An 11,960-nucleotide genomic window follows, 5' to 3' on the forward strand; every position below is an offset into this window, starting at 1 on the left:
GTATATGTAGAACATAAATATGATACAAGTGTATTTCAAAGTGCAATTCAATCTTATAGTTTAGTATAAAAAGGATGTCAGTTGCATGACATCCTTTTTGTTGTGGGACAAAGAGGTGTTGTTTGTTTTGAAAATTGTTATTTTTGGGAGTATTCCATATAATTAGAGGTATAGGGGCTATACAGGGGAGTTATGAATGGAAAATAGTTTAGTTGATTAATTATTTTTTATCTTAATTAATATAGAATTGGAGTTGAATACAGTGGAACAAAAGTATTTCAGATGGAGTAACAAGCAATTACGAGAACATGTTGAAATAATAGACGGTACAAGAAGTCCTCATAAATTATTAAAGAACGCAACATACTTAAATTCCTATATACGTGAATGGATGCAAGCAAATATTTGGATTTATGATGACCGTATTATATATGTAGGGGAAAAGTTGCCAGAGCAACTATATGAATGTGAAGTCATTGATTGTGATGGAAAGTATGTCGTTCCTAGTTACATAGAACCGCATGCACATCCATATCAATTATATAATCCAGAGACGTTAGCGAATCATGCGATGCAATTTGGAACAACAACTTTTATTAATGATAATTTAACGCTATTTTTCACATTAAAGCGTGAAGAATCATTTCATTTATTAGATGAATTTAAAAAGCTTCCAGCTAGTATGTATTGGTGGTGCCGTTTTGATGGACAAACTGAATTGCAAAATGGGGAATCTTTATTTAATAGTGAAGAAATAATAGAGTGGCTACAGCATGAAGCAGTTCTTCAAGGAGGAGAGTTAACAGCATGGCCAAAATTATTACATGGCGATGATGAAATGCTAACTTGGGTGCAGGAAACAAAGCGATTACAGAAAAAAGTAGAAGGACATTTCCCAGGAGCATCTGAAGCAACGTTAGTAAAATTAAAACTGTTAGGTACAGACTGTGATCATGAAGCAATGACGGGTCAAGAAGCGTTAACTCGTCTTATGCAAGGTTACACTGTTTCTCTTAGAAACTCTTCCATCCGACCAGATTTAGAAGTTTTATTAAAAGAATTACTGGAATTAGGTGTGAAGCAATTTGATAGATTCTTTTTCACAACAGATGGTTCTCATCCGTCCTTTTATGAAAACGGAATGACGAATGTAATGATTACTACTGCTATAAAGCAAGGTGTTCCAGTAATAGATGCGTATCATATGGCAAGTTATAATATTGCTCGTTATTATAATATGGAGCATATACATGGTTCAATCGCGACAGGTAGAATTGCTAATATCAATATTTTAGAAAGTAAAGAAAACCCAGTACCAGCGAGCGTTATTGCAAAGGGGAAATGGGTGAAGCGTGACGGTGTAAATACGTATGAAGGATTACATATAGACTGGGGTAAATGTAAAGTAACTCCATTATCATTAGATTGGTCCATAGAAAAAGAGGATATGATTTTCTCTAATAAAACGGGTATACACTTATTAAATAACGTTATTACAAAACCATATATTAGTGAAATCAACATAGACTGTGATGAATTGTCCACAGATCATGATGAATGTTTCCTTATGATGATTGCTCGTAATGGCAGTTGGCGAGTAAATACAGTTGTGAAAGGTTTTGCGAAAGAACTAGGTGGGCTTGCTAGCTCTTATTCTGGTACGGGTGACATCATTCTTATTGGAAAGAGTAAAGGAGATATGCTTACAGCTTTTCATAGGATAAAAGAGCTTGGCGGGGGAATGGTAATAGCTGAAAAGAATGAAGTATTACACGAAATAGCATTGCCATTACTCGGGATTATGTCTAATTTAAAAATGAGTGAATTAATACAGGAAGAGAAACAGATGGTGAAATTACTACAAGAGCGTGGCTACGCGTATGATGATCCAGCATTTACAATTTTATTCTTTTCTGCGACGCACTTGCCATTTATACGGGTAACACCTATAGGGCTATATGACGTAAAAAGTGGAAAGATAATTGCTTCACCGGTAAATTTGATAAAGCAATATTAGACGGAAAGATCCTATAAAAGATATATTTTATAGGATCTTTCTCATTTCCAGCATAAGAATATTGTAAGCCTCAAATGATACAGTATATAAATCATTTGAGGTGATATGTAAATATGAAAAAAACATTATACATTTTAAGCGTATTTATGTTATGTGTATCAATACAACACGTTGTACATTCCAAATCAGATGCACCAAGGTTATCTTCGGATTGTCTTGAAGAAAGGAAAATTCGAGATGAAAAGTATGTGAAGAATATAATACAGGACATTAAATCCACATTTAATTTAAATATTGATGAGCATAGTTTTTGGGAAGTAAGTAAAAGAGATCTGGAGGCTGCCCATTTGATGTATGGTGGAAAGGAAAATGATTCTTATTATAATTCGCTAACTAAAATTTATGATAGTGGTGGATTTAGCGAGGAGCCTAGCTTATTTGTGAGAGCGCAAGAAGCATTTTTACTTTATAAAGAAAAAGATAATATTAATGTAATGAAACGCCTAAAACTAGACGTTGAAAAAGGGGAATGGCTCGTTATAAAAACGAAAAAGAAGAAAGGGAAAAAAGTGAAATTTAAGCCGTTACAATGTGAAAAAGATTATTTGAAAAAGAGAAATGAGTACCATAATCTAAAATGAAATAACGGGAATTTTGAAGGAGAAAAATTTCGTTAATACTTGTAATTTCGCCATAAAAAAACGTCATTTTAATGATTAAAAATGACGTTTTTTTATATTCTCAAAGCTTTTGCATCGCACTTTCAATCTTTTTCACCAAATCAGCAGACACGTTATGAAAATACCCTAAAACGACCTTTCTAATATCATCGGATATAACTTTCAAATCACTAGCTAAGTTTTCAGCAAGATGTTCTTTTTCTATCGGTTTTAACTTCGCATAAAATTCACCAGCCTGTGTAAAGTCATCTTGTTTCGGTATAGAAGTTCTCTCAAGTTTACCTTCAACGTACCTTCCGTCACCGCTCGTTATTTGATTAGCAGGTGTCCAATCTTGCTGTTGGTTAATTGCTAATTTACGAAATTCAGGACCAATTCTTCTTCTTTGAGAATCACTATAAATGTTTGCACGTCCCTGCAACATTTTATCATCTGATAATTCTGCGCCGTCTAGTAAATTAGAAGGGGAGAAAGCGACTTTTTCTACTTGTTCCATATAATTTTCAGGGTTTTTATTTAATACCATTTTGCCTACTGGTATAAGAGGATACACCTTTTCATCCCATACTTTTGTATCATCTAGAGGATCATAAGAAAGATGCGCTTCATCTTTCGGGTCCATGAGCTGGACATATAAACCATATTCCACTGGTTTACCGTTTACAATTGCATCATATAAATCTTTACCGCTATAATCTGGGTTTTCGGCAGCCAGTTTATTTGCTTCCTCGCTAGTAATGAATTGTACACCTTCAAATGGGTACCAATGATACTTTACATACTTTCGATTGCCTTCTGCATTTCTCCAAACATATGTATTTACACTATGTCCTGGGATGTGGCGAAGGCTTTTGGCCGTACCATTATCAGAGTACAAACGGACAACGAAATGTATGGATTCAGGTGCTCTAGCGACAAAGCTCCAAAATCTATTAGGGTCTATTAAGTTATTTTTAGGTGAAGGTGACAACGCTTGAATGGTTTCAGGGAAACGCATCGGATCGCGTACAGAAAAGACAGGAATGTGATTACATAATAGATCGAAAATACCTTCTTTAGTATAAAATTTTGTAGAAAAACCGCGTACATTTCTAGAAGTATCAGGTGTTCCTTTCGTGCTAACAGCTAATGAAAATCTCACCATAACGAGAACTTTCTCATTAGCATTTTGTAGGAAATTTAGTTTCGTATGTTCGGGCATTGGATAGATTGTTTGAAAATAACCGAACGCACCAAATCCTTTTACATGAACAGGTCTTTCTAAAATTTTTTCGTGAATAAATTGTTGTAACGCCTCGTGAAGCACACTATCTTGCTCTAGAACAGGTCCACGTGAACCAACTGTTTGAGAGTGAAGTATAGCTTGTTCATTACGTTCTCCATTATCATTAAAGTCTTTCCTTAGTAAAGATTGTCTCTGTTTATCATAGTGTTCATTCATCAATATAGCCTCCAAATCTTTTTCGTCCATTGTTACTAAATATGATTTTATTGCCTTGATTATGTATAACACGCAAAGCTCAAAATAGTAACAGACCGCTAGATGAGAAAAACGCGTATGTAGTGGACCTGTTGAAATAGAAGAAATTATGGAAAAATGAATATCGGGAAGAACATTACTATTAAAATTTCAATCTTAAAAATGAATTTATACATGACTTTATAGAAAATGAACATAAATAAAACAGGGAAAATAACTAGGAGGAATGTAACATGTCAGATTGGTTTCAATTAGATAAAGAGTATATGATGTCAACGTACTGTCGTACAAAGCTTGCGATAGAAAGAGGAGAAGGGTGTAAGCTGTATGATGTGGATGGTAAAGAGTATATAGATTTATTTTCTGGTGTCGGAGTAAATGTATTAGGATACAATCACCCGAAAATCGTACAAACAACAATGGATCAAGTTACGAAATCGTTGCATCTACCGTTTCATTTTTTAAATCCAGTTGCGATTGAATATGCAAAGAAATTAGTTGATTGCTCTTTAAAAAATGGAAAGGTCTTTTTTACAAACTCAGGTACAGAAGCGACAGAAACAACGTTGAAATTAATTGATAAATATAGAGCTATTATGCATGAAGAACGTGAAGGAATTGTAGTGTTGAAGAATAGTTTCCACGGGCGTACGTTGGGGGCACTTCATTTTACAAGACAAGAAAGTGTATATCAAAATTTCCCGAAAACATCGATCCCAGTATATGAAGTTGAGCGCGAGAATATAGAGCAATTAGAAGAGACAATAATTCATGAAAATCCAATTGCAATTCTGTTAGAACCTGTATTAGGAAGCGGGGGAATTTATCCATTATCGGGTGAATATTTACATGGTGTTCAAAACTTATGTGAGAAATATAATGTACTACTTATCGTTGATGAAGTGCAAAGTGGTATGGGGAGAACAGGGAAACTATTTGCCTATCAAAATTGCAATATTACACCAGATATTATTCAAATTGGTAAAGGAGCAGGAGGCGGGATACCACTTGGCGGAATTATTGTAGGTGAAAGGTTATGTGATGTATTTGCGCCAGGAGATCACGGCACAACATTTGCTCATTCATCAATGGGGACGGCTTTAGGATTAACTGTATTAAATACATTACTTGATGATGGGTTAATGCAAGAAGCTTATGAAACGTCACTATATTTGAATGAAAAACTGCAAGACATTCAGAAAGAAAATTCGTATTATATTCAGGAAGTGCGTCATGCGGGGATGATGTTTGGGATAAGTGTGAATGACACGAATGAAAATGTGAAGAAATTACAGATTGAGTTAATGAATAAAGGAATGTTAGTCGATGTAACACAAGGGAATATTATTCGATTACTTCCGCCGTATATAATTACAAAAGAAGAAATTGATGCATTTATTACTCAATTTATTTCTTGTATGGATAAAGTTGCTGCTGTAGTAAGTGCTTAAAAGTTAAAAGCTAAATTTTATATAAAGTGCACTCTAATTGTTAAAAATAGTTTTGCAATTGGGGTGCATTTTTTATAGTAGAATTTTGTGAAATACAGTCGTTATTAAATGATAATGAAAAAATAGAAAAAATTTTATTAGATTTGATACATTATATATTGATATTTAGTTGGTGAGGAAAAGAGAAAGTAAATGTGTAAAGATAGTAGATAAAACGAGTGGTACTAACAACTAATGATAGAACGTTTTAAAAATAATAGCATACGAATATATAAATAATAAGAATGAGGTGATATATTGGAAAATAATGATATTCAATTTACTTCTTTACAAATGAGAACGGATAAATATGGTTGGGCTAGTATTCAATATACAAATAAAAAGCAAGCCATCTTATATACTCGAAACGGAGGAGTAGAATGGGATGTTGTTAATCCTCTAAATTCAATTGTGTTATTTGCATATCCAATAAACGCTCGAAGCTCTTGGGCATATGGTTTAACAAAAACGAATGACGATTTATTGCCAGCTATATTTTATACAGTTAATAGAGGGGAAAGATGGAGTGAGTTTATTTTACCGGTTGAAGAAGAATGGGAGAAATCGACTGATGTTCAAGTACAATTGCATGCCACGAATATGGATCGTATATGGATTGTACTATCTAGAAAGCTTGCATCAAATAAATTTGAACATAATTTATACTATTTGAAAACGAAAGGGAAAGTATGGAAAGTAATAAAAAATATAAGTATTCGTGATAGTATTTCAGGGATAACATTTATAAATGATCTAATTGGGTTTATTTCATTACAAAAACAATATGAAACATCGGTGGTATTTAAAACAATAAATGGTGGGGAAAGTTGGCATCCTATAAAAGATATTCCAAGTCTTGAAGGAATGAACAATGGGACTACTATGGCTTATAAAGCAATCTATAAAAATAATTTGTTAGTAATACCAACTAAAATGAATGATGATGTATTTTTAATGAATTATTCATTTGATAAAGGGAATTCATGGCATATTTCAAATAAAACAATAAATACGAGTAAAGTGGCTGTTTCATTTTTTAGTTCCTATTATGGCTGGGTGATAAATAGTGAAAATGGAGGTGTATATCAAATAATAAAAAAAGGAGCAAAATGGATTAAAGTATCAAGTAATCCATTATTAAAAAATGTATTTTGTTTACATTTTTTTAATCGGCGTAAAGGTTGGGCGTGTAATAAAAAAGAAATATTTACTACAAAAGATCGCGGTATAACATGGAAAAAGGTAGTATATAAAATTAATAATATTAATAAATTTATTTAAAAGAGGGCTGTCCCAAAAGGTGCTTTTTATCCAAAAATAAATAGAAAGTAAAAGGAAGAAACGTTGATTTCATAACGTTTCTTCCTTTTTGATTTCATGTGATTTTACTTCTAAAGAGACTTATGAGACAGCCTCTTTTTTGTACTTTTTATGGTGAGAGTTGTAAGAAACAATGATAAGAGGAAGGAGGTAAGTTCAGAACTTATATTTTCAAAAATAGACGATTGTTTTTACACAGTATAATTCACTTTTGAATATGTTAATAAAGTAGCAAATTCATAGGAAATGGTAATACTTAATATTTTATCCCGCTTTAATGGGCAGTAAGACCCCCACCTCAAAATTCAGCGAAAGCAAAGAATTTAGGGGGAGCGGGCTGCCCATTAAAGTCCGATTGGCGAGGGTTAATAATCAGTGGGGGACGAAGAAAACCCCACTGATTAAAGTTTCACTTTATGTCACATGATGTGTAAAGGGGGCGTGTAATGAAATCGTTAACGGTTATTATTTTGTATAGTGAAAGAGAGCAGATATTAGAAGAGTCAATTCAATCTATATGGAAGCTAAATCCTCTTGAAATTATAATTTTAGTTCCTAACGATAGAAGTAATTTGTATGAAATAGCAAAAAAAAATAAATGCCATATTGTTTTGATAGATAAATATAGTACGTATTATGAGGGGTATGAAGCTTCTGTAAAGGAAGCAAAAGGAGATGTTTTGTTATTTGTAGATAGTAATTTTTCAATATCTACAAATGAGATGAAGAAATTTATTGAACCAGTTGTTACAAATCAGGCTGATGTAGCATTAAACAAAATAGATAAATTTATAGAAGTTGGTAAATGTCCAAATATGGATATTGTATGGAGAAAAATGTTAAATGAAATTTTAAGTCGACCAGATTTAAAAAGTAATTCAATACTTTCATTACCATATGCACTTACGAAGGAAGTAGTAGTAAATATCGGCTTTGATTATATGAAAAATATCGTTCTAGCTCATATGAATATAGTGAATCAAGGCTGGCGGATTAACGATCGATATGCAATAAAAACGTTATCTAGAGATGAGACATTACAAGAAGAAGGGTATTTAGTTAAAAAAGAATTGTTAGAAAATGAAAAAGAGAAAGTGGAAAAATATTTAATCGGTATTTCTAAATGGATAGAGAAAAAGGGAAGAAGAGTAGGGTTTACTGATGCAGGAAAAAGAAGAGATATTATTCAAAGATTAGGTGAAAGCAAGCAATATCCTTTTTATCATCGAGGCTGGGGAATGCATTCTTCAATTTATGACGGGAAGCAACTTTCTGTCATTATACCAGTGCAAAATGAAGAAGAAACTATAGAACAAGTAATACTTGAGACAAGAAAAATAGAACCGCTAGAAATAATTGTCGTTGTAAATGGTTCGACAGATCAAACGGCCAGTATCGCTAAAAGACTTGGTGCTACTATTATTGAATATAACGAACGACTTGGTCATAATGTTGGACGTGCTATTGGAGCGCTTGAAGCTACAGGAGATATTCTTTTATTTATTGATGGTGATTTTAGTGTTTCAGGAAGTAATTTGCATCATTTTACAAAAGCAGTTTCAGCTGGTGTAGACATAGCATTAAATGATTTGAATCCGATGTTACATCCTCCGTTTTATGTTGTAGACGTCGTAAAGTATATGCTTAATTTAGCATATGCTCGTCCAGAATTAAGTAATGGCTCATTAGTAGCCATTCCACATGCTATGAGTAGATCATGCTTAGATGCAATAGGCTGGGAAAGTTTACTATGCCCTAGTCTTGCACAAGTAAAAGCTATATTACAAGGGTATAGAGTAGAATGTGTGCATTACGTTGATGTTGTAAAACCGAATAGAATTCGTTTAATGGAGAATGTAAGTCACAATGGACATCCTCCGGCAGTATTAAGAATAATTGGTGATCACGTTGAAGCTCTCTCTTACTTAATAAAACATCTTAAAATGGATGGAAAGGGTGATTAAACTGTTAGACCAGTACAAAAAAATTAACATTTCATATGAAGAATTATGGCAATTAGATTTTCAAACTACGGAACCATTTATACTCAAGGTTGATTGGGATAAAGTAACGTATGAATTTTTAATTCGTATTAAGCCTAATGCTTCCAACACTATTGTTTTTGGATCTGGAGCAGGTGGATTTCAAGAACAGCCAATTGGTCCGCCTATTTTTCATCGACATTCATGGATGGATGAATTTGAAGATACTGTTATATATTATAATGATCCTACATTATATCTCGGAAAATTATCTTTAGGTTGGGGACAGGGGGAGTTAGATAGATTTTACTTGCAAGATATAGCAAATATTTTAGAAATAGTATTTACAAAGTTAAAAATTGATTCGAAAAATGTGTTGTTTTATGGCAGTTCCGGGGGAGGGTTTATGTCTTTAATTTTAGCTGGATTCGTTAAGGGCTCCACAGCTTTCATTAATAATCCTCAAACAAATTTATTAAAATGGATACCTGTACCAATAAATCTAGTTTTCGATTTGTCTTATCCAGGTTTATCAAGAGAAGAAGTTGAGGAGAAATTTGGGGAAAGAATTAATGTTGTGAAATTTTTTAATCACATTAAATATGTACCGAATATTTATTTTTTGCAAAATTTCGCATGTGAATTTGATGTGCAAAATCATTTACTACCATTCATTTCTGAGTTAGAACAACTGGATAAAGATACGGAAATAAATCAAATTGTAATAGATTTATATTTCGATAAAAAAGCAGGGCATGCAGCTGTAGGAAAGTATGAAACAATTGAATATATAAAAAAAGTAAGGCCTAATCCGACTATGAAAGAAGAACAAGAAGAAGTGGATTTGTCAGTCGTTATAGTTTTAGGAGAAGAAAAATCGAAATTGAATCAAATTTTAAGCAAAGTGCAGCATATAAAACCACTAGAAATTATAATTGTAGCTGATGATAGAATGAGTGCAATACAAGCTATACCTACATTTGTTGAGAGTAATGTTGTTGTTATTGAAGAGAAAAATAAATGGAAAGCACCGGTTCATGGGGCGAAAATTGCCAGTGGAGATATAGTTTTATTTTTAGATGGAGAAGATATTATCTTTTCGGTAGAATTAGAACGATTTATAGAACCACTACTAAAAAAGGAACAGGATGTAATTTTGAATAACATAGACTCTGTCTGTTTTGAAAAGATGAGTGTAGAATGGCCAAGTATTGCTATGGTGTATAGAAAAATAGTAAACGATGTATTGGGGCGTATGGATTTAAAATATGATTCGATGTTATCTATGCCATATGCTATTACTAAAAAAGCAATTGAAGACATTGGATATGACACTTTGCAAAATCCCGTTCTATCTCAAATAACTCTTATTGAGAAAGGGTGGCGACTACATTCCTCATCAGCTATAACTAAAACCTCTTTAAATGATATACCCGCAAACAAAACCTCTTTCTATAAAAATGAATTAACTAAATTAGAAGTATGTGAAATTAAAGAGAATATAAAAGCATTGGAACGTTGGTTACACCGAAAAGATGACAGAGGTAACTATACAGATGGAGGAAGAAAAAGAGAAATTATAGAGCAATTAAAAAAACAAAAAAAATATTCGCGTTTCTATAAAGGTTGGGGGATGAACTCATCAATTTATAATGGAAAGCAGTTATCAATTATTATACCAGCACAAAATGAAGAATCAACGATTAAAGAAGTTATTCTTGAGGCAAGAAAAGTTGAACCGAAAGAAATAATTGTTGTCATTAATGGGTCAACAGATCAGACAGAAGTAATCGCTAAGCAATTAGGGGCAACAGTAATTGTTTATCAAGAAAGATTAGGGCATGATGTAGGACGGGCAATTGGTGCACAAGAAGCCACAGGGGATATACTTCTCTTTATTGATGCTGATTTTGCTATTCCAGCAAAAGACCTTCATCCGTTAACGCAGGCTGTTGCGGATGGTGTTGATATGGTTTTAAATGATTTAAATTTAAATCTTAGATTTCCTCTATATATTGTAAGTTTATATAAATATATGTTGAATATTGCTTGTAACCGTAAAGATTTAGGTGTGGGATCCACAATTGCTGTTCCCCACGCTATTAGTAGAAAATGTTTAGAGGGAATCGGGTGGGACACTCTTCACACAGCATGTGTTGCGCAAGTAAAGGCAATATTAGAAGGATATAAAGTCGAATGTGTCCATTTTGTAGATGTAATGAAACCAAATCGTATTCGTCCAAATGAGCACTTTGCAACAGTAGGACATCCACCAGCTGTATTGAGAATTACCGGCGATCATGTAGAAGGGCTTTCTTATTTACTAAAGAATAGGGATTTTAAAGATTTATTTTAATTTGGAAGATACTTTACTAATAAGCGTAGAATAGCAACGGATAGAGTATAAGTTGAGTATTGGAATGAAACAAAATTTTAAAAAAGTTACTCTTTTGGTTCAGGTATAAGTGAAAACTTCTTCAAATACATGAAGAGGTTTTTACTTTTTTTATATTTCAGTAAAAGATGACTTGAGTTTCTTAGTTGCTTTAGGTAGTTTAATCAAACGTTAATTTCCTATTAAAGGAATAGTAAAATAACATTTAATTTATAAAATTTAGTACGAGAGTCGTGTCCGAATTTAATTAATTGCATATATTGTTAAAAGAAAGGAGGGAGAGTTATGGCATGTATTACGAATAATGTTTGTTTAGATGTATGTCTTAAAATTACAATTACCCCTGGTAGTGGAATTGATGCAGAAGTAGATTGTGGGGACACATGTGGGACAAGTCCTACAATTGTAATTAATCCTAGTGGATCCATTGTTATTACTTTACCATTAGTTGCATGTTTCTCAATTGCACTAAATGATGATTTAAGTGTTGAATCTTCATTAACAAGCCTCTCTTTTCAAACTTCTTAAGAAATGAAAAGCCTACCTTCTACTTTTCTTTTGAGTTGATGTAAAAATAAAAAAGATGGTTACAAACC

Annotated in this window: 8 protein-coding genes; 7 read left to right on the plus strand and 1 reads right to left on the minus strand. The window is 32.8% G+C overall.

Going from position 1 to position 11,960, the window contains the following annotated elements; translation table 11 throughout:
• The first annotated feature begins 262 nt into the window (after positions 1–262).
• Together ACTFSI_RS14870 and ACTFSI_RS14875 are read left to right on the plus strand one after the other, a co-directional pair.
• On the plus strand, positions 263–2,017 hold the full coding sequence (locus ACTFSI_RS14870) for an adenine deaminase C-terminal domain-containing protein (RefSeq protein WP_044792900.1): 1,755 nt from the start codon (positions 263–265) through the stop codon (positions 2,015–2,017).
• 113 nt (positions 2,018–2,130) lie between these two features.
• Positions 2,131–2,658, plus strand: coding sequence for a hypothetical protein (locus tag ACTFSI_RS14875; RefSeq protein ID WP_000753369.1), 528 nt, complete (start codon positions 2,131–2,133; stop codon positions 2,656–2,658).
• A gap of 100 nt (positions 2,659–2,758) precedes the next feature.
• Here ACTFSI_RS14875 and ACTFSI_RS14880 read toward each other — a convergent pair whose 3' ends face one another.
• A complete protein-coding gene (locus ACTFSI_RS14880) occupies positions 2,759–4,138 on the minus strand; it encodes a catalase (RefSeq protein ID WP_044792899.1) in 1,380 nt (459 codons plus the stop codon).
• Positions 4,139–4,410: 272 nt separating this feature from the next.
• On the opposite strand from ACTFSI_RS14880, the gene ACTFSI_RS14885 reads away from it, so the two are divergent.
• From ACTFSI_RS14885 to ACTFSI_RS14905, 5 genes are all read left to right on the plus strand, one after another.
• Positions 4,411–5,628, plus strand: coding sequence for an aspartate aminotransferase family protein (locus ACTFSI_RS14885; RefSeq protein ID WP_001286493.1), 1,218 nt, complete (start codon positions 4,411–4,413; stop codon positions 5,626–5,628).
• Between the two features lie 297 nt (positions 5,629–5,925).
• Positions 5,926–6,948: a hypothetical protein gene (locus ACTFSI_RS14890; RefSeq protein WP_000429618.1), complete on the plus strand. Its 1,023-nt coding sequence runs from the start codon at positions 5,926–5,928 to the stop codon at positions 6,946–6,948.
• A 485-nt stretch (positions 6,949–7,433) separates the two neighbouring features.
• Complete coding sequence (locus ACTFSI_RS14895; RefSeq protein ID WP_440045453.1) at positions 7,434–8,951, plus strand: glycosyltransferase family 2 protein; 1,518 nt, start codon at positions 7,434–7,436, stop codon at positions 8,949–8,951.
• Entirely contained in the window at positions 8,935–11,325 is a 2,391-nt protein-coding gene (locus tag ACTFSI_RS14900; protein ID WP_080776529.1) for a glycosyltransferase, read from the plus strand. Before ACTFSI_RS14895 ends, ACTFSI_RS14900 begins: the two co-directional genes overlap by 17 nt.
• Positions 11,326–11,649: 324 nt before the next feature.
• Positions 11,650–11,892, plus strand: coding sequence for a hypothetical protein (locus tag ACTFSI_RS14905; protein WP_000752185.1), 243 nt, complete (start codon positions 11,650–11,652; stop codon positions 11,890–11,892).
• The last annotated feature ends 68 nt before the right edge of the window (positions 11,893–11,960 follow it).

The organism is Bacillus cereus group sp. MYBK101-2, from assembly GCF_051918845.1.
In the GTDB taxonomy this organism is placed as follows: Bacteria; Bacillota; Bacilli; order Bacillales; family Bacillaceae_G; genus Bacillus_A; species Bacillus_A paranthracis.

Bases quoted from the DNA above. Each gene is read 5' to 3' on its own strand.
- ACTFSI_RS14875 (WP_000753369.1), top strand. From the start codon at position 2,131: ATGAAAAAAACATTATACATTTTAAGCGTATTTATGTTATGTGTATCA.
- ACTFSI_RS14880 (WP_044792899.1), bottom strand. From the start codon at position 4,138: ATGAATGAACACTATGATAAACAGAGACAATCTTTACTAAGGAAAGAC.
- ACTFSI_RS14885 (WP_001286493.1), top strand. From the start codon at position 4,411: ATGTCAGATTGGTTTCAATTAGATAAAGAGTATATGATGTCAACGTAC.
- ACTFSI_RS14895 (WP_440045453.1), top strand. From the start codon at position 7,434: ATGAAATCGTTAACGGTTATTATTTTGTATAGTGAAAGAGAGCAGATA.
- ACTFSI_RS14900 (WP_080776529.1), top strand. From the start codon at position 8,935: ATGGAAAGGGTGATTAAACTGTTAGACCAGTACAAAAAAATTAACATT.
- ACTFSI_RS14905 (WP_000752185.1), top strand. From the start codon at position 11,650: ATGGCATGTATTACGAATAATGTTTGTTTAGATGTATGTCTTAAAATT.